Consider the following 18,718-nt stretch of genomic DNA (forward strand, 5'->3'; position numbering starts at 1 on the left):
TTTAAAACCGTCGGTCAACTCCGACGGTTTTTTATTTTTGTAAGTATGAATAAAGGGCCAATTGGTATTTTTGATTCGGGAGTTGGAGGGACAACCATATGGAGGGAGATTAATAAATTACTTCCTCATGAGTCTACTGTCTATGTTGCAGACAGTGCCAATGCTCCCTATGGTGAGCTCTCTAAAGATGAGATGCGCGATTTAAGTATCCGAATTACGGACTTCCTATTGGCTCAGGGCTGTAAAATAATAGTGGTGGCATGTAATACCGTTACCACAAATGCAATTACTTACCTTAGAGAACAATACAATGTACCTTTTATAGGTATCGAGCCGGCAATTAAACTGGCAGCCTTAAATACCCGATCCAAAATAGTTGGAGTTTTAGCAACTAAGGGAACCTTGACGAGTGAGTTGTTTCATAAAACATCGGGAATCCATGCAAATGGTATTACTGTGATAGAGCAAGAAGGAGAAGGCTTGGTTGAGTTAATAGAGACTGGTAAATTAGATTCAGAAGAACTTAAGAGCTTGCTTCATGCTTATGTGGATCCAATGGTTAAATCTGGTGCTGATTCACTTGTTTTGGGGTGTACGCATTATCCCTACCTCATTCCCCTTTTAAAACGTATAATTCCTTCATCTGTAAATATTGTTGATTCAGGACCCGCCGTTGCCAGACAAACAAAGTCGGTGCTTCAGAAAAACCATCTTTTAAATACCTCGAATTTAAAAGCGACAAATGTGTTTTATACTACCGGAGATGTTAATGTGCTATCTGATTTTGTTAAGGATGCCAAGGATGCTAGTGTTCGTAAATTAGAGCTTTAAGCGTACTTATTTAATATATGGAGTACTGATGAATAATAGCTTGAGCCGAACAAATTGAGGTGTACTAGAAGGTAGTACAGTTGCCAAATATCTAATCGTTTTTGCCAACCTTTTTCTAAGGGATATATTTCCTGATAACTCTCAAAAAGATGTGCTTCAAAACCACCAAATAAATGCATCATGGCAATATCAGTTTCTCTGTGCATATAACAAATGGCAGGGTCTATCAGGCATGGTTTTCCTTCCGGATCAATTAGGTAATTACCATTCCAAAGATCTCCATGAACTAAGGCAGGTTTTTCATGGGGTATAAGATTTCCTAACTCTTTGTAAAAAGAGTCTGAGTTTTTGAACTCATAACCATTTGTTTTGGCTAAACGTATTTGTGGATCAATGCGCTGAGTGATATAAAATTCCTGAATACTGATAAACCGATCATTATGTTGTTTTAGGCTTCCAATATAATTGTCTGAAGAGAAGCCAAAAGTTTCTCTACTGTTAAGATGGAGTTGAGCAAGCTGATGTCCAAAGATTTCCCAGAAATAAGGAGCTTTACGACCTTGTGGAATGTATTCCATAATTAAGAAAGAAGCTCCGCCTTCTTGACCTGTAAAAGAACTTTTGGGTACCCGTATAGTGTTGGTGTTTTCAAGTGTTTTTAATCCTATTTTCTCGGCCTCAAACATACCGGGGTAATGCTGGACACTGTTTATCTTTACAACATAATCATCAGAATCCGTTTTAATAAAAAAGGTGTTATTGATGTCGCCACCATGTAATTGTTTAGAAAATTTGATTTCTGTTTCCAGTAATATTTCTATGGTGTCTCGAACGTCAGGTAAATTAAACACTACACAGCTATTTTTAATAGAAGGTTTATTTTATTCGTTCATAAGTTAGGTAGGTGAATGCAAACCCATGTTTGTCGTCTTTACCATGGTATTCGCTTCTTGTTAATTTCCAGGAATTAAGATCTATTTCCGGGAAATAGGTGTCTGCTTCAAATTCATCATGTACCCTGGTAAGTTCAATTTTGTCAGCCACTGACATGCTAAGTTTATATATTTCTCCTCCACCTATAATGAATGGGGTTTCGTCGTTTTTTGAGATTTCTAACGCCTTCTCCAGCGAATTAACCACAATACATCCTTCTGGATTGTAGTCGGACTGTCTGGTAATAACGATGTGGGTGCGATTAGGAAGTGGTTTAGGGAAGCTTTCAAAAGTTTTTCTTCCCATAATAATATGATGGCCCGTTGTGAGTTGTTTAAATCGTTTGAAATCGTCTGGGAGGTGCCAGACCAAATCGTTGTCTTTTCCTAAAGCGTTGTTTTCTGCAGCAGCAGCAATAATGGTGATCATTCGTCGGTTGAATTTTTGTTTGGTTCTGATTCGAGTTCTGTTTTAACTTCCTGTTCTAGTTGGGCTATTTTTTCTTTTTGTTTTTTTACCAGTTTCTCGCGCTGCGTTCTTTCCCAATCTTTCCCCATGAATTTGCTGGTGAAGAATACATTGATAAAATGAATTACAAGTAAAAAACTCCAGGCAACGATTACCCATACAAACCAGTTTTTTTCTGGTCGAATGTTTAAAAACTTATTGATGATAATAGCAAATAAACTGCCGACTAAAAAAACTATGAAATGATAGTACAGTCTCTTTTTTTGTCGAATTCTTTTTTGAGCATTTTCAACCAACTCGTGTTGTTCAACATCAAATGAGGTTTTTTTCTTTTTAAAAAGCATGTCTTAAATCTTGTGTAACTCAAATTTAAGGCTTTTTAAAGGATTTTAATCTTTCTGTAAGAAAATAATCGCATACCCGTATTAAATGGCGACTTTTGCCTTAATATGAGGATGAGGGTCGTAATCCTCTAATGTGAAATCTTCAAAAGTAAAGTCAAAGATGCTTTTAATGTTTTTGTTTAATACCATTTTTGGTAAGGCTCTGGGGGTTCTGGAAAGTTGTAGTTTTACCTGTTCTAAATGATTGTTGTAAATATGGGCATCACCGAAGGTATGAATAAACTCCCCGGCTTCATAGCCACAAACCTGTGCCATCATTAGTGTAAGTAAAGCATAAGACGCAATATTAAATGGTACACCGAGGAAGATATCAGCACTACGCTGGTATAGCTGACAAGAAAGCTTTCCGTCAGCCACGTAAAATTGAAAAAATGCATGACATGGTGGTAGGGCAGCTTTGCCATTCGCTACATTTTCAGCAAAAGAAACTGTAGTGTCAGGCAAAACACTTGGGTTCCATGCCGAAACAAGCATTCTTCTGCTGTTAGGATTGCTTTTAAGTGTTTCTATTATTTCAGAAATTTGATCGATTTCCTCGCTATTCCAGTTGCGCCATTGATGACCATATACAGGTCCCAGGTCTCCGTTTTCATCAGCCCATTCATTCCATATACGAACACCATTATCCTGAAGGTACTTTATGTTCGTGTCTCCCTTTAAAAACCAGAGTAATTCATGAATAATTGATTTTAAATGAAGCTTTTTAGTGGTAACCATCGGAAATCCTTCACTGAGGTCAAATCGCATTTGATAGCCAAAAACGCTAAGGGTACCAGTGCCTGTCCTATCACCTTTTTGGTTTCCGTTTTCGAGGACATGTTTCAGTAAATCGTGATATTGCTTCATAGTATAAAAGGTAATGAATAATCTTTAAAAGACGTGTAAAAGGGACTTAGAATCCACATGACGAAAATATAAAAAGGAGCTAAAAAATAAATTGAGATTCCTTTAAATTTATTAAAAGGTTATTAACTTATTTTACCCAATGATCATACCCGCAATTGTTGCCGATAGCAGAGAGGCTAAAGTACCTCCAAGAACGGCCTTCATGCCAAATTCAGAAAGCGTTTTACGCTGACCCGGAGCCAAAGAGCCGATACCTCCTATTTGAATACCTATGGATGCAAAATTTGCGAATCCACATAGCATATAGGTTGCCATTATAATGGATTTGTTATATGTGAAATGCAGTGATGATGTAGCGCTTTTAAGTTCAGCAAGCTGAACATAGCCTACAAATTCACTAGCCGCAAGTTTAATACCCAATAATTGACCCATGAGCATCATATCTTCTTTAGCGACCCCAATGATCCACATTAGCGGTGCGAATACAAATCCAAGAATCGATTCCAAAGAGAATGATTCATATGGTGTATGCTGTGCAAGTAATAAGTTGAGCGTAGTCCAGGAGCCAACTTTTCCCAAAACATAATTGATCATTGCTATAAATGCTATAAATACAAGAAGCATAGCCCCTACATTGGCGGCTAACTTTAACCCTTCTGTGGTTCCGTTAGCGATAGCATCCAATACATTGGCACCAATTTTATCTGACGAAACTTCTACATCTGTATTTGGTTTTTCCTGTTGCGGGTAAAGTATTTTAGATACAACAATAGCCCCGGGGGCAGCCATTACAGAGGCAGCCAATAGGTGCTTTGCATAAACGAGTCTTAGGGCAGGATCATCGCCACCTAAAAATCCAATATATGCTGCTAGTACCCCTCCGGCAACAGTAGCCATTCCACCGACCATAACTAAAAGTATCTCCGATCGCGTCATCCTTTCTAAATACGCTTTAATCATTAATGGAGCTTCTGTTTGTCCAAGAAATATGTTTCCTGCTACAGAAAGACTTTCCGCCCCAGAAATACCCAGTAGTTTTGTTAAAACCCAGGCCATCCCGCGAACCACTATTTGAATAATTCCGAAATAGAATAGTACCGAAGTTAAAGCAGAGAAGAATATGATTGTGGGTAATACCTGAAACAAAAAGATGAACCCAAAACTATCAACATTCATCATGTCGCCTAATAGAAATTCACTGCCTGCCTTGGTAAAGTCTAATATTAAGACAAATATCTGTCCAACAAATTCGAATGCTTTTTTAATAAAAGACACTTTGAGTACACCTATCGCCAGAAGTAACTGAGAAGCGAGACCGATAGAAACCGTTTTCCAATTGATGGACCTTCGATTGCTGCTAAATAAAAAAGCAATACATATTAATACAAACATCCCCAAAGCTCCTCTGAGAAATCCATTTAAGGTAAAGCCTTCGCTTGGTAAAATAGAGCTGGAAACAAGAGGTTGATTGTTCTTTTTATTGGTGAATTTATATAAGGTGTTTTTTTCTTTTAAAACAAGGGTGGAATCCGTGAGATTGTCAATTTTGAAGGTTCTGACAGTGTCATTTGGTTTTTCGTAATATAAGATCAAAAGTTTGTTTTGATGCAGGTAATTACCTGAGGCAGTCAAATTGTTTTGAGCTTTCAGAGAATAATTAAAGGTCCCGTCTCCAAGGTTCAATGAGTCTTCCTTATGAATATCAAAAAGCTGAATGTCAGATGATGCACTGGTAATTGATTCAAATTGCCAATTCTTTTCAATTTCCTGAGCTTTTATGCCAAAAACAGAAAATAAAATGGCTATACAGATTAATATTTTCTTCATGGTGGAAGCTTATTTCTTTTCGCGCTTAGAGATTTCATCTCTGATCTTTGCTGCCTTTTCGTAGTCTTCATTGGCAACAGCGCTATCTAACAGGTCGTAAAGTTCTTTTAAGGTGTGATTCTTGTATGATTCACCTGAACTGGCTGGTTTGCTTTCTCCGGAAAGTATTTCATCAACAACAATACTCTCCTCCTTTTCCTCTTCTTTTTCTTTAGACGAGAATTTCAGGTAAATTCCAGCTTTATCCAGTATGTTTTTATAAGTGAATATTGGAGCGTTAAACCTTAAGGCCAGCGCAATAGCATCGCTAGTGCGTGCGTCGATAATTTCTTCGATTTGATCTCTTTCGCAAATGATACTGGAATAAAAAACGCCATCTACCAATTTGTGGATGATAACCTGTTTAATTACAATTTCAAAACGGTCAGCGAAATTTTTAAAAAGGTCATGAGTTAACGGTCTTGGCGGTTTAATTTCTTTTTCCAGGGCTATAGCAATGGATTGTGCTTCGAAGGCCCCTATAACAATGGGCAGTTTTCGTTCGCCATCAACTTCATTCAGAATCAGAGCATAAGCTCCATTCTGTGTCTGACTGTATGAAATTCCTTTTATTGTAAGCTTAACTAGACTCATATACCGCTATAAAATATCAAGGGCTGCCTGAATTTGGGCTATTTCCCCCTAATTCAGGCAGCCCTTGAGGGGCACAATTTAGTAAAAATTATGCGTTATTAGCCTTAAATTCTTTCAATTTTTCAATGAGTTCTGGAACTACTTCAAAAGCATCACCAACGATGCCATAGTCGGCAGCTTTAAAGAAAGGAGCTTCTGGGTCATTGTTAATTACAACTTTGACTTTAGAAGCATTAATTCCCGCTAAATGCTGAATAGCTCCCGAAATCCCCACGGCAATGTAAAGATTAGAAGCAACTGGTTTACCAGTTTGGCCAACGTGTTCTTCATGTGGTCTCCATCCCATATCAGATACTGGCTTAGAACAAGCAGTAGCTGCGCCAAGAACTTCGGCCAAATCTTCAATCATTCCCCAGTTTTCGGGTCCTTTGAGTCCTCGTCCTCCAGACACAACAATTTCGGCATCTGCGATGGTGACTTTCCCTGTTGCTTTGTCAACAGCTTCAACATTAATGCTGAAATCATCTTCATTCAATGTTGGGTCAAATGCATCTACTGTTGCAGCACCCTCATGCTCCTTAAGTCCAAAAGAGTTTTTTGCGAGTCCAATCAATTTAATATCCGAAGTTATTTCGGTAATATTAAAGGCTTTATTTGTAAATGCTGTACGCTTAACCTTAAAAGGAGAGGTGCTTTCCGGAAGAGCAACCACGTTAGACGCATATCCTGCATTTAGGCTAATGGCCAGTACAGGTGCTAAATACTTGTCATTTGCACTGGAGTTAAGAATAACCACCTTTGCTTCTTCTTTGGTTGCAGCTTGTTGCAAGACATCGGCATAAGCTTTAACATTGAAGTTGGATAGCTTTTCGTTTTTAACAGAAAGTACTTTGTCTACACCATACTTCGATAGTTCAGAAGTGTCATCAACATTTATGGCCACTGCTGTAACGGTGGATCCAAGTTTTTCAGCTACCTCTTTGGCGTAAGAAGCAGTTTCAAAGGCTATTTTTTTAAATTTTCCGTTTTCAGATTCGGTATATATTAAAACTGACATATGTTTTTATGTTTGCTTGTTGGTGTCAACAAGATGTTTTTAACTAGTTTTAAATGGAAGCTAAATAATAGAATTAAATTACTTTAGCTTCATTGTGTAATAGGTTAACCAATTCATCCACATTGTCTGGTGAAATAAGTTTCACCTCGCCTTTAGGAGCAGGTTTTTCAAATTGAACAGCTTTAGTTTCCTGATTCGCTTCAACAGGTTCTAATACAGTTAACTGTTTTTTTCTGGCCATCATGATCCCTCTCATATTAGGAATGCGAAGATCACTTTCTTCAACAAGCCCTTTTTGGGCGCCAATTACAAGGGGTAAGCTAGTTTTAAGAGTTTCTTTTCCACCATCAATTTCGCGGGTAGCTGTTGCAGTGTCTCCATTAACCTCCAGTCCAATACAAGTGTTAATAAAATTTGCATTGGTTAAAGAAGCTAGCATGCCTGGTACCATACCTCCATTGTAGTCGATAGATTCTCTACCGGCAATTATTAGGTCGAAATCTCCATCTTCAACAACTTTTGCAAGTTGTTTGGCTACAAAGAAACCATCGGTAGCTTCGGCGTTTACTCTAATGGCTTCGTCGGCACCTATAGCTAATGCTTTTCTTAATGTTGGTTCAGTTTCTGAACCGCCAACATTAACCACAGTAACAGAAGCGCCCTGTTTTTCTTTAAACCAAATGGCTCTAGTTAATCCGAATTCATCATTTGGATTGATGACAAATTGAACACCATTGGTGTCAAATTTCGTGTTGTCCTCAGTAAAATTAATTTTGGATGTAGTATCCGGTACGTGACTGATGCACACTAATATTTTCATATTCTAGATGTTTTGTTTTAATTAGAGTGCTACGAAGATACTGATATTTTTCACAATATGCTATGCGTGCATAGTAAATATTTCACAAAAAGATGTTGATGTACTTCATACATAATTGCTATTTTTGCTATCCGTTTTGAATACGAATTAAGGTAATAAGAGATATTCATGAGAACAATTCAATTTAGACAAGCCATTGCGGAGGCAATGAGCGAAGAAATGCGTCGCGATGAGTCCATATATTTAATGGGTGAGGAAGTTGCTGAATATAATGGTGCTTACAAAGCCTCTAAAGGGATGCTTGATGAATTTGGTGCCAAAAGAGTTATTGATACCCCAATCGCTGAATTGGGTTTTGCAGGTATTGGTGTAGGTTCAGCAATGAACGGGTTAAGACCAATAGTTGAGTTTATGACCTTTAACTTTTCTTTGGTAGGGATTGATCAAATCATTAACAATGCGGCTAAAATGCGTCAGATGTCAGGAGGTCAGTTCAATATTCCTATCGTTTTTCGAGGACCTACAGCTTCAGCTGGTCAGTTGGCTGCTACCCACTCTCAGGCATTTGAAAGTTGGTATGCTAATTGCCCGGGACTTAAGGTGGTTGTTCCTTCTAATCCTTATGATGCCAAAGGTTTGTTGAAGTCAGCTATCAGAGATGACGATCCGGTTATTTTTATGGAGTCTGAGCAAATGTATGGGGATAAAGGAGAGGTGCCGGAAGGAGAATACACCCTGCCAATTGGTGTGGCAGATATTAAAAGAGAGGGTAGTGATGTAACTATTGTTTCTTTTGGTAAAATAATTAAAGAAGCTTACATCGCTGCGGATGAATTAGAAAAAGAAGGAATCAGTTGTGAAATTATAGATTTGAGAACTGTACGTCCCTTAGATCATGATACGATCCTTAATTCTGTTAAAAAGACAAATCGTCTTGTTGTGTTGGAAGAGGCCTGGCCTTTTGGAAATGTAGCCACAGAGATTACATATATCGTTCAGGAAAAGGCTTTTGACTTTTTAGATGCGCCTATCATAAAATTAAATACCGCTGATACACCAGCTCCATATTCGCCGGTGTTATTAGAAGAGTGGTTGCCAAATTCAAATGATGTTATCAAAGCTGTTAAAAAGGTTTTGTATAAATAAATTCTTAAATTTTTCGTTATAAAACTTCACTAGGCTATCTTCGCTTGGTGGAGTTTTTTTTGTTTATGAAAAAGTTATTTACCCTGATCGTATTTATGCTCTCTTTTTCTGCCTGGTCGCAAACTAAGGTAGAGGGGATTGTCGTAGATGAAAATGACAATCCTATTGCATTTGCTAACGTGATGTTTAAAAACTCTACGGAGGGAACTATCACCAACGATAATGGAAGGTTTTATTTGGAATCAGATACACGATACAAGGTGTTGGTGGTTTCTTTATTGGGGTATACACCTCAGGAAATTGAACTTACCAAATCAATAAATTATAACCTGAGTGTTACCTTAGTGGAAGGGGAGCAGCTCGATGAAGTAGTTCTGTATGTCGGGAAGCAATCTAAAAAGAATAACCCCGCTGTAGAGATCTTAAAGAAAATATGGGCCAAAAAGCGGGAGAATGGACTCTACAAATTTGATCAGTATGCATACGATAAATATGAGAAAATTGAGTTCGATTTAAATACCATTGACTCCTCTGTTATTAAAAGTAAGCTTTTTAAGGGGATGGAGTTTATTTTTGACCATACCGATACATCGAGTGTTACAGGTAAAACCTATCTGCCAATGTTCATCAATGAATCATTTTATAAGGTTTATGGTGATAACAAGCTTAAAAAGGAGAAAGAAGAGTTGTTAGGTAATAAGAATTCAGGGTTTAATACCAATCAAACTATAATTGCCTATGTTAATGACCTTTATTCTGAATATAATATTTACGATAACTATCTCCAGTTATTTGATAAGAGCTTCGTAAGTCCGCTATCCAAAACAGGTGTAGATACATATAATTATGTGTTGGCAGACAGTGCTTATCTAGGAAACAAATGGTGCTATAAAATTATTTATTACCCCAGAAGAAAAAATGAACTAACCTTTAAAGGTCAGTTTTGGGTGAATGATACTACTTACGCTGTGAAAGAGATTGATATGCAAGCTACAAAAAGCGCTAATATCAACTGGGTAAAGGAAATGTATATAGAACAAGAATACGAGGTTGTAAACGATTCTGTGTTTTTGCTCAAACGTGATTACATGTTGACAGATTTTAGTATCAACAAAAAAGAAAAATCAAGAGGAGTTTATGGAAGGAGGACAACCGTTTATGATAATCATGTGTTTGACGATGAAAAACCCAAAAGTTTTTACGATAAGAAAATAGATCCGTTCAATCCTCTTGTTTACGATAGAGCAGATGAATTTTGGGAAAATAACAGACTCGAAGTTTTGAATGAAGATGAAAAGGGTATTTATAAAATGCTTGATACCTTGACTACAGTGCCAAAATTCAAGCAGCTTTATAAGGCAGCTGAGGTTTTGGCATCTGGTTATTTTGAATTTGACAAGCTTAATTTCGATTATGGGCCGCTTTATTCTACATATGGGTATAACCCCGCAGAAGGTATACGTGTTCGGGTTGGTGGGCGCACTTATAAAACTGCAAACGATCAGTTTAGGCTTCAGGGATATACTGCCTATGGATTGAATGATAGAAAGTTTAAATATGGTATTTCTGCCAAATGGCTAATCGATAGAAAAAACAGGATCATACTTTCTGCGGGTACGAGACGCGATGTAGAACAGATAGGTGTTAACTTGACCAATACAAACGATGTTTTAGGTAGAAGTTTTGCCTCCTCTGCTTTATTTACGGCCGGGGCTAATGATAAACTCACTAATATAAATCTTACCACTGCAGGTTTGGAGTTTGAGATTTTTAAAAATTTAAAATTACGAGGAGGAAGTTCTTTCAGAACTATGAGATCGGCACTTCCGGAAGATTTTAGTTTGAGTTATATCGATCTTGATGCACCCGAAGGTGTGTCAGATGTTACAAGGCAGTTTGAGACATATCTGACTTTAGATTATCAGCCCGGAAGGGAAACCATTGGCTATGGAGTGGAACGTAGAGACCAAAACGATGACTATGCACATTTATTCGTTAATTATTCATTGGGGGTTAAGGGAATTTTGGATAGTGATTTTAATTATGAGAAGGTTCAGTTTTATTACAGAAAACCATGGATGATTGGAGGTTTCGGTCGACTTCAGACCATTTTTGAAGCAGGGAAGGTGTTTGGAGAGGTTCCTTTGAGCCTGTTGGATGTTGTGCCGGGGAATCAAACATACTTCTCTATTTTTAATACCTTTCCTAATCTTAATTTTTATGAGTTTGTTACTGATACCTACACCTCTGTGCATTTGGAACACAATTTCAATGGACGTATATTCTCAAGGATACCTTTGCTTCGAGATTTGAATCTTAGAGAGTTAGTAGGTGTTCGTGGTGTTTGGGGAGATTTGTCAGAAGAAAACAAATTATTGAATGCTCCTGCAAATATACCTTTGATAGCCCCTAATGACAAGATTTATTGGGAGTACTCATTCGGTGTAGGCAATATATTTAAGGTTTTTCGTATCGATTTTAACTTCAGAGGAAACTATTTTGATTTACCAGATGCACGAAGATTTAGTGTTACAGGTTCTTTCGGATTTGAATTTTAATAAAGGTTTATTTTTGGGTTAAATCATTAATTAAACAATAACTTAACAATAGTATTAGTTGTGAATTATAGGAGGATGCGCTACCTTTGCACGCCTTAAATAGATATAGAGCAATGAGTGCAGCAAAATTGAAATCATTTGATGTTTTAGTAGAAATTCCTAAAGGAAGTAGAAATAAATACGAATACGATTTTGAATTGAAGAAGATTCGTTACGATCGTATGATCTTTTCTTCAATGCATTATCCTGCCGATTATGGGTTTATTCCTAGAACTTTAGCCTTAGACGGAGATCCTCTGGATGTTTTAGTTTTACTTACAGAGCCTACATTCCCTGGTTGTGTAATAGAGGTAAAACCTTTGGGTGTTTTCCATATGGCAGATGAAAAAGGACCTGATGAAAAGGTTATTTGTGTTCCAATTTCAGATCCGGTATGGAATAAACTAGATGATTTAAGTGATATTAATCCACACCTTGTGAAAGAAATTGAACATTTTTTTCAGGTATATAAGGATCTGGAACATAAAAAAGTTGATGTCGAAGGATGGGGTGATGTTAATGAGGCTTGGGCTATTATTGACAAGTGTATTGACAGGTATGAAGAGAGTATTCATAAAGAAGCAGGAGATTTTGTAGTATAAAACTCTTAAGAATCAAATATATAAAAAGCACTTCCAATTTGGAGGTGCTTTTTTTTATCTCCTTTATTTTCCTATTTTTAGTGAAAATAACAATAACCAATACTTAAATTTCATGGAAAAACTTATTTACTTTTTACCGCTGGCCGGGGTTTTAGGCTTGCTCTTTATGACCCTCAAATCATCCTGGGTTTCTAAACAAGAAGTAGGGACCGAAAAAATGGCGAGAATTGCGAAAAACATTTCTGATGGTGCCATGGCATTCCTAAAAGCGGAATATAAGGTTTTAGCAATATTTGTACTGGCGGTAGCAGTACTTTTATTTTTTAAAGGACAATCGGATGTAGATTCAACACCGCTTGTTGCAGTTTCATTCGTAGTTGGGGCCTTTTTATCAGCCCTGGCAGGTTATATAGGAATGAAAATAGCCACAAAGGCAAATGTTAGAACTACCAATGCAGCTAGAAGTTCCTTAAACAAAGCCCTCGAGGTGGCTTTTTCAGGAGGAGCAGTAATGGGGCTTGGAGTGGTTTCGTTAGGTGTTATAGGTTTAAGTGTCCTTTTTCTGATTTTTGGTAATATATATTCAATAGATAATGGTAATGGATTGACTTTGGTTTTAAATGTAATTTCTGGATTCTCCCTTGGAGCTTCATCAATAGCGCTTTTTGCACGTGTGGGTGGTGGTATTTACACCAAGGCAGCCGATGTTGGTGCAGATCTTGTTGGTAAAGTGGAAGCAGGAATTCCAGAAGATCATCCGCTTAATCCGGCAACTATTGCGGATAATGTTGGTGATAATGTTGGTGATGTCGCTGGGATGGGTGCAGATTTATTTGAATCTTTTGTTGGGTCTATTATAGCCGCGATGGTTTTAGGAGGTGCTTATTTTGGGATTGCTGAATTTTCGGACTTTAGACTTGGGGCAGTCTACCTGCCACTAGCTCTAGCCGCTTCAGGGATCATAGTATCTGTAATTGGAACCTTTTTTGTTAAGGTTAAAGAGGGAGGTGATCCGCAAAAAGCTTTGAATGTCGGAGAATTTTTATCCGCTGGTATTATGATTGTGGTTTCTTATTTGTTAATCACAACGCTTTTGCCTGAAACATGGTCTTTTAATGGGAAGGATTTTAACTCGATCGGTGTGTTTATCGCAACTATTGTTGGACTTGTTGCCGGCTTGGGTGTGGGTAAAATTACTGAATATTATACTGGTACCGGAACTAAACCTGTTAAAGGAATAGTAGATCAGTCTGTAACTGGTGCCGCGACGAATATCATTGCTGGTCTTGGAGTAGGAATGATGTCTACCGCTGTACCAATCCTATTGATAGCAGCAGCTATTATCTTGTCATTTCATTTTGCCGGACTCTATGGTATTGCTATTGCTGCAGTCGGTATGTTATCGAATACAGGTATACAGCTTGCTGTTGATGCCTATGGCCCTATATCTGACAACGCGGGGGGGATTGCAGAAATGGCTGAGTTGCCAGCTGAAGTTCGTGAACGTACTGATAAATTAGATGCGGTAGGTAATACTACGGCTGCAATAGGAAAAGGTTTTGCCATTGCTTCTGCAGCATTAACAGCCTTGGCATTATTCTCCGCTTTTATGCAGCAAGCCAAGATTTCGAGTATTGATATATCTCAGTCCACCGTTATGGCTGGATTGTTTGTTGGAGGAATGTTGCCATTTGTTTTTTCGGCACTATCAATGGGTGCCGTAGGTAAAGCTGCGATGTCTATGATTCAGGAAGTAAGAAGACAGTTTAATGATATACCTGCCTTAAAAGATGCATTGGCCATAATGAAAAAATATGATGGTGATATGTCTAAGGCAACTGAAGAAGATAAGAAAGTATTCGATAAAGCGGACGGTGTGGCCGAATATCAGAAATGTGTGGAGATTTCTACCAAAGCATCTATTAAAGAAATGGTATTGCCAGGTGTATTGGCTGTATTTACCCCTGTACTGGTAGGATTTGTTGGAGGAGCTGAAATGTTAGGTGGATTACTTGCAGGAGTAACGGTTACAGGTGTTTTGATGGCAATCTTTCAATCAAATGCCGGAGGTGCGTGGGATAACGCTAAAAAAATGTTTGAAGGTGGAGTAGATATACAAGGGGAGACCTATCAAAAAGGATCAGAACCTCATAAGGCAGCTGTAGTAGGAGATACAGTTGGAGATCCCTTTAAAGATACTTCCGGTCCTTCTCTTAATATTTTACTTAAATTAATGTCTGTGGCGGCACTGGTAATAGCTCCAAGTATTGCAGTGGTAGGAGATGATGCTGCGGCTATGACATCCGAAGCAAAAGAAATAGTAGTTACTGTTAATGAAGATAACAGTTTAAATACTGCCGAGGAAAGTAAGATCGTTAGGGTCGAAATAACAAAGGGCGAAGATGGTATGGCTAAAGCGGTCATAAAAACTTCATTAACCAAAGATGGTGAAACGGTAACTGAGGAGGAGATTATTGAAGGTACAAATAGTGAAGTGGAAGCCAAGCTAAAAGAACTAGACAATGGTAAGGTGAAAATAAAAGAGAAATTATAATTTCGTTAACACAAACCAAAAGAACTTAAAAGAACCATATTAACGTATGGTTCTTTTTGTATTTAATTGTGTTATTTTATTGATAATCAATTATATAATTGCTATATTTGAGATAGGGTATACCAATATGAATGTTAATATAATATATTGGATTGTCCGAAAAGATTTGGGGTAGTTAAAGGACTAAAAGTATGATTAGAATAATGATATTTTTAGTCCTTTATTTTTTACTCAAATAATCCATGCAATTCTGCATCTATTCTATTTATGATATTTCCCAGGTCTTCCGGGTTGTCTACGAAGTTTACGTTGTCTACATCAATTACAAGAAGTTTGCCTCTGTCATATCCATGAACCCATGCCTCATATCTTTCATTTAATCTACTGAGATAGTCTATAGAAATCGAGTTTTCAAACTCTCTCCCACGATTATGGATTTGACTGACAAGGTTGGGTATCGAACTTCTGAGATAGATTAACAAATCCGGTGGTTGCACTAAACTTTCCATCAATTCAAAAAGTTCTTTGTAGTTTTTATAATCCCGGTTAGTCATTAGACCCATTGCATGCAGGTTAGGGGCAAAAATATGTGCGTCTTCATAAATAGTTCGGTCCTGAATCACTTTTTTCCCACTTTCTCTTATTTGAAGTACTTGACGAAAACGGCTATTCAAAAAGTAGATTTGAAGGTTAAAACTCCAACGCTCCATTTTAGTGTAAAAGTCATCAAGGTATGGGTTGTCTACCACATCTTCGAAATGAGGGTCCCATTTGAAGTGTTTTGCTAACAATTTCGTTAACGTAGTTTTTCCAGCACCTATATTTCCGGCAATAGCAACATGCATCTTATTTGTTTTTAATTACTTCGATAAAAATCCTTTGAATTTTATTCGTCACGTAAATATACAAGATATCCCCATTAGCCGAAAAAATCTTTTAAGAACATTATAAGAAAGAATGATAGGGCGTTGATATTCTTGGTTTTACCATTGTTTTTTTATATCAAATTTTCAAAAAATCAGAAGTTTGTTTTTCAGTTAAATACAAATCGTTACATTTGCAGTCGATTAGGAAACGAGGAAGGATTTGACTGATTGCAACCTCAAAAAAAAATGCTAAAGCAGTTACTTCCGAAAAATAGTATCGGTTTAGAAACTTCTTCAGTATTTATGCATCGTCGATTCCATCGATAATTTTTAAATGTAACATTATGGCGTATTTATTTACATCCGAATCTGTAAGTGAAGGACACCCGGATAAAATAGCTGATCAAATAAGTGATGCATTACTCGATAATTTCTTAGCATTTGATGCTGAGAGTAAGGTGGCATGTGAAACTTTGGTTACAACTGGACAGGTAGTTCTGGCAGGAGAAGTTAAAAGTGATACTTATTTGGACCTTCAAAGTATTACACGCGAAGTGATTAATGGTATTGGTTACACTAAAGGAGAGTATCAGTTTAGTGGTGATTCTTGTGGGGTTATTTCTCTAATACATGAACAATCTCAAGATATTAATCAAGGTGTAGACAGGGCTTCTAAAGAAGAGCAAGGGGCTGGAGATCAGGGGATGATGTTCGGTTATGCTACAAATGAAACTGAGAATTACATGCCATTGGCATTAGATATTTCACATAAGATCCTTCAGGAACTTGCTAAGTTGAGACGCGAGAATAACGAAATCACCTATTTACGTCCTGATGCCAAAGCACAGGTGACGATTGAGTATTCCGACGATAATGTTCCACAGCGAATAGATACAATCGTAGTTTCAACCCAGCACGATGCTTTTGATCAAGATGATGAAAAGATGTTAGCTGTCATAAAGAACGATATCGTAAATATTTTAATTCCAAGAGTGGTAGGCTTATTACCGGAAGGCCTTCAGAAGTTATTTAATGATGATATAAAATATCACATCAATCCGACCGGTAAATTTGTTATTGGTGGGCCACATGGTGATACAGGGCTTACGGGAAGAAAGATAATTGTTGACACCTATGGTGGTAAGGGAGCACATGGAGGAGGAGCCTTTAGCGGTAAGGATCCAAGTAAAGTAGACAGAAGTGCAGCTTATGCCTCACGTCATATAGCAAAAAATCTGGTAGCCGCAGGAGTTGCAGATGAAGTATTGGTTCAAGTGAGTTATGCTATTGGGGTGGTGGAGCCAACATCAATTTTTATAAACACCTATGGCACGGCTAAAGTGGATCTAAATGATGGGGAAATTGCTCAAAAGGTAAAGGAGCTTTTTGATATGAGGCCATATGCAATAGAAGAACGATTAAAATTGAGAAATCCTATCTATTTCGAAACGGCAGCATATGGTCACTTAGGGAAAGAGCCTAAAACCGTTAAAAAGGTTTTTGAATCACCTTATAATGGGCGTATAGAAAAAGAAGTTGAGTTATTTACCTGGGAGAAATTAGATCATGTAGATCAAATTAAAAAGGTTTTTGGTTTATAACATTAATGGCTGTTTTTGTGTAAGTAGCCGGAATTAAATTTATTAATATTAATTTTAGTCAAAAGAAATTTCAAATGAAATCAATAATTAACATGATGCCAATGATGATGTGGAAGTTTTCCGCAAGGGTGACTGTTATGTGATTTCTAGATATAACAATAGTTCAGGCCCTTGCTTTTGCAAGGGCTTTTTTTTTGTATAATAATAATTAATTCAAATAAAATGAGTACAAGATTTTCAACCAATTCATTACATGCAGGATACGATGTAAATGAGAACCGCACGTCAAGAGCAGTGCCAATTTATCAAACAACATCATATGTTTTTAAGGATACAGATCATGCAGCTAATTTGTTCAACCTATCGGAACCAGGGTTTATTTATACCCGTTTAAATAATCCGACTAATGATGTTCTTGAAAAGCGTTTAGCTGCTTTGGAAGGCGGAATAGGTGCAGTGGTAACCTCTTCGGGTACTGCCGCCACATTTACAGCTTTACTTAGTATATTAAAAGCAGGAGACCATATTGTGGCTTCAAATAGCCTGTATGGCGGAACTTATAATTTTTTAAACGTAACATTGCCTAGATTAGGTATAAATACATCCTTTGTAGATCCCTCTGACCCGGAAAATTTCAGAAAAGCCATCGCAGATAATACAAGGGTGGTGTTTGCTGAATCCTTAGGGAATCCAAAATTGGACGTTCTGGATTTAAAGGCTATAGGAGAGGTGGCCCGGGAAGCTGAGGTTCCTTTTATTGTAGATAATACCGTGCCAACCCCATATCTTCTGAATCCTATTGCATATGGAGCGAATATTGTTATTCACTCGCTTACTAAATATCTAACAGGGAATGGAACTTCTTTAGGAGGGGTTATTATCGATGCAGGGAATTTTAATTGGGCTAATGGTAAATTTCCCGAATTCACCGAGCCATCACCAGGTTACCACGGATTAGTATATCACGATGTTTTAAAGGAAGCAGCTTTTATAGCTAAGGTCAGGATAGAAGGATTGAGAGATTATGGAACCACCTTAAGTCCATATAATGCTTTTCAGACTTTGCAAGGATTGGAAACCCTCGAAATTAGGGTTAAAAAACATAGTGAAAATGCTTTGGAGTTAAGTGAATGGTTGCAAAAGCATGAAAAAGTGGAATGGGTTAATTACCCGGGATTAAAGTCTAGCTCTTATTTTGAACTGGCAAATCAATATTTGCCTAAAGGGCAAAGTGGTCTCGTGACTTTTGGCTTAAAAGGAGGTTTTGAATCTGCGAAGAAGGTGGTAGATGGTGTAAAGATATTTTCTTTGTTAGCTAATTTCGGAGATGCAAAATCTTTAATTATCCACCCGGCAAGTACAACTCACCAACAGTTGGACGAGTCAGAACAAGAGTCTACAGGAGTTACTTTAGATTTAATAAGGATATCTGTAGGCTTAGAAGATATTGAAGATCTTAAAGCAGATTTAGAACAGGCCTTTGCTCATATATAATATACCAAATAATATAACTAATGTATTGGCTATTTTAAG

Annotated in this window: 16 protein-coding genes; 7 read left to right on the forward strand and 9 right to left on the reverse strand. The window is 37.4% G+C overall.

Annotated elements, in window-relative coordinates; translation table 11 throughout:
• Nucleotides 1-45 precede the first annotated feature (45 nt).
• Nucleotides 46-831 carry a glutamate racemase gene (gene murI / locus BM361_RS05205; protein WP_074977437.1) on the forward strand — a complete coding sequence of 262 codons (786 nt, stop codon included), beginning with the start codon at nt 46-48 and terminating at the stop codon, nt 829-831.
• Here the strand turns inward: murI and BM361_RS05210 are convergent.
• The 8 genes from BM361_RS05210 to BM361_RS05245 all read right to left on the reverse strand — a co-directional run bounded on the left by BM361_RS05210 (nt 828) and on the right by BM361_RS05245 (nt 7,819).
• The gene (locus tag BM361_RS05210) at nt 828-1,682 is read right to left on the reverse strand and encodes a fructosamine kinase family protein (RefSeq protein ID WP_074977438.1); all 855 of its coding nucleotides are present in this window, start codon (nt 1,680-1,682) and stop codon (nt 828-830) included. The genes murI and BM361_RS05210 overlap by 4 nt on opposite strands.
• A gap of 25 nt (nt 1,683-1,707) precedes the next feature.
• Nucleotides 1,708-2,193 carry a dihydrofolate reductase gene (locus BM361_RS05215; RefSeq protein ID WP_074977440.1) on the reverse strand — a complete coding sequence of 162 codons (486 nt, stop codon included), beginning with the start codon at nt 2,191-2,193 and terminating at the stop codon, nt 1,708-1,710.
• Nucleotides 2,190-2,576: a 2TM domain-containing protein gene (locus BM361_RS05220; RefSeq protein WP_074977442.1), complete on the reverse strand. Its 387-nt coding sequence runs from the start codon at nt 2,574-2,576 to the stop codon at nt 2,190-2,192. Before BM361_RS05220 ends, BM361_RS05215 begins: the two co-directional genes overlap by 4 nt.
• Before the next feature lie 81 nt (nt 2,577-2,657).
• Nucleotides 2,658-3,482 (reverse strand): thymidylate synthase, encoded by an 825-nt coding sequence (locus BM361_RS05225; protein WP_074977444.1) that lies wholly within the window; start codon nt 3,480-3,482, stop codon nt 2,658-2,660.
• A gap of 132 nt (nt 3,483-3,614) precedes the next feature.
• Entirely contained in the window at nt 3,615-5,309 is a 1,695-nt protein-coding gene (locus tag BM361_RS05230) for a nucleoside transporter C-terminal domain-containing protein (RefSeq protein ID WP_074977446.1), read from the reverse strand.
• A 9-nt stretch (nt 5,310-5,318) separates the two neighbouring features.
• Nucleotides 5,319-5,942, reverse strand: coding sequence for a bifunctional nuclease family protein (locus BM361_RS05235; protein WP_074977448.1), 624 nt, complete (start codon nt 5,940-5,942; stop codon nt 5,319-5,321).
• 88 nt (nt 5,943-6,030) lie between these two features.
• Complete coding sequence (locus BM361_RS05240) at nt 6,031-6,999, reverse strand: electron transfer flavoprotein subunit alpha/FixB family protein (protein ID WP_074977450.1); 969 nt, start codon at nt 6,997-6,999, stop codon at nt 6,031-6,033.
• A 73-nt stretch (nt 7,000-7,072) separates the two neighbouring features.
• Nucleotides 7,073-7,819, reverse strand: coding sequence for an electron transfer flavoprotein subunit beta/FixA family protein (locus BM361_RS05245; RefSeq protein WP_074977452.1), 747 nt, complete (start codon nt 7,817-7,819; stop codon nt 7,073-7,075).
• 168 nt (nt 7,820-7,987) lie between these two features.
• Here BM361_RS05245 and BM361_RS05250 point away from each other — a divergent pair, with 168 nt between their 5' ends.
• The 4 genes from BM361_RS05250 to BM361_RS05265 all read left to right on the forward strand — a co-directional run bounded on the left by BM361_RS05250 (nt 7,988) and on the right by BM361_RS05265 (nt 14,718).
• Nucleotides 7,988-8,965, forward strand: a complete 978-nt coding sequence (locus tag BM361_RS05250; protein ID WP_038266449.1) for a pyruvate dehydrogenase complex E1 component subunit beta — start codon at nt 7,988-7,990, stop codon at nt 8,963-8,965.
• 65 nt (nt 8,966-9,030) lie between these two features.
• Entirely contained in the window at nt 9,031-11,523 is a 2,493-nt protein-coding gene (locus tag BM361_RS05255) for a DUF5686 and carboxypeptidase-like regulatory domain-containing protein (RefSeq protein WP_074977454.1), read from the forward strand.
• Nucleotides 11,524-11,636: 113 nt separating this feature from the next.
• Nucleotides 11,637-12,164: an inorganic diphosphatase gene (locus tag BM361_RS05260; RefSeq protein ID WP_074977456.1), complete on the forward strand. Its 528-nt coding sequence runs from the start codon at nt 11,637-11,639 to the stop codon at nt 12,162-12,164.
• A 112-nt stretch (nt 12,165-12,276) separates the two neighbouring features.
• Entirely contained in the window at nt 12,277-14,718 is a 2,442-nt protein-coding gene (locus BM361_RS05265) for a sodium-translocating pyrophosphatase (protein ID WP_074977458.1), read from the forward strand.
• A gap of 227 nt (nt 14,719-14,945) precedes the next feature.
• Here BM361_RS05265 and BM361_RS05270 read toward each other — a convergent pair whose 3' ends face one another.
• Nucleotides 14,946-15,563: a deoxynucleoside kinase gene (locus BM361_RS05270; RefSeq protein WP_038266439.1), complete on the reverse strand. Its 618-nt coding sequence runs from the start codon at nt 15,561-15,563 to the stop codon at nt 14,946-14,948.
• Between the two features lie 365 nt (nt 15,564-15,928).
• On the opposite strand from BM361_RS05270, the gene metK reads away from it, so the two are divergent.
• Both metK and BM361_RS05280 read left to right on the forward strand, forming a co-directional pair.
• Complete coding sequence (gene metK / locus BM361_RS05275) at nt 15,929-17,185, forward strand: methionine adenosyltransferase (RefSeq protein ID WP_074977460.1); 1,257 nt, start codon at nt 15,929-15,931, stop codon at nt 17,183-17,185.
• A 222-nt stretch (nt 17,186-17,407) separates the two neighbouring features.
• Complete coding sequence (locus tag BM361_RS05280) at nt 17,408-18,679, forward strand: O-acetylhomoserine aminocarboxypropyltransferase/cysteine synthase family protein (RefSeq protein WP_038266436.1); 1,272 nt, start codon at nt 17,408-17,410, stop codon at nt 18,677-18,679.
• The last annotated feature ends 39 nt before the right edge of the window (nt 18,680-18,718 follow it).

Source organism: Zhouia amylolytica (assembly GCF_900116365.1).
GTDB lineage: Bacteria > Bacteroidota > Bacteroidia > Flavobacteriales > Flavobacteriaceae > Zhouia > Zhouia amylolytica.

Bases quoted from the DNA above. Each gene is read 5' to 3' on its own strand.
- BM361_RS05235 (WP_074977448.1), bottom strand. From the start codon at position 5,942: ATGAGTCTAGTTAAGCTTACAATAAAAGGAATTTCATACAGTCAGACA.
- BM361_RS05215 (WP_074977440.1), bottom strand. From the start codon at position 2,193: ATGATCACCATTATTGCTGCTGCTGCAGAAAACAACGCTTTAGGAAAA.
- BM361_RS05240 (WP_074977450.1), bottom strand. From the start codon at position 6,999: ATGTCAGTTTTAATATATACCGAATCTGAAAACGGAAAATTTAAAAAA.
- BM361_RS05280 (WP_038266436.1), top strand. From the start codon at position 17,408: ATGAGTACAAGATTTTCAACCAATTCATTACATGCAGGATACGATGTA.
- BM361_RS05230 (WP_074977446.1), bottom strand. From the start codon at position 5,309: ATGAAGAAAATATTAATCTGTATAGCCATTTTATTTTCTGTTTTTGGC.
- BM361_RS05245 (WP_074977452.1), bottom strand. From the start codon at position 7,819: ATGAAAATATTAGTGTGCATCAGTCACGTACCGGATACTACATCCAAA.
- BM361_RS05225 (WP_074977444.1), bottom strand. From the start codon at position 3,482: ATGAAGCAATATCACGATTTACTGAAACATGTCCTCGAAAACGGAAAC.
- BM361_RS05250 (WP_038266449.1), top strand. From the start codon at position 7,988: ATGAGAACAATTCAATTTAGACAAGCCATTGCGGAGGCAATGAGCGAA.
- metK (WP_074977460.1), top strand. From the start codon at position 15,929: ATGGCGTATTTATTTACATCCGAATCTGTAAGTGAAGGACACCCGGAT.
- murI (WP_074977437.1), top strand. From the start codon at position 46: ATGAATAAAGGGCCAATTGGTATTTTTGATTCGGGAGTTGGAGGGACA.
- BM361_RS05220 (WP_074977442.1), bottom strand. From the start codon at position 2,576: ATGCTTTTTAAAAAGAAAAAAACCTCATTTGATGTTGAACAACACGAG.
- BM361_RS05260 (WP_074977456.1), top strand. From the start codon at position 11,637: ATGAGTGCAGCAAAATTGAAATCATTTGATGTTTTAGTAGAAATTCCT.
- BM361_RS05265 (WP_074977458.1), top strand. From the start codon at position 12,277: ATGGAAAAACTTATTTACTTTTTACCGCTGGCCGGGGTTTTAGGCTTG.
- BM361_RS05270 (WP_038266439.1), bottom strand. From the start codon at position 15,563: ATGCATGTTGCTATTGCCGGAAATATAGGTGCTGGAAAAACTACGTTA.
- BM361_RS05255 (WP_074977454.1), top strand. From the start codon at position 9,031: ATGAAAAAGTTATTTACCCTGATCGTATTTATGCTCTCTTTTTCTGCC.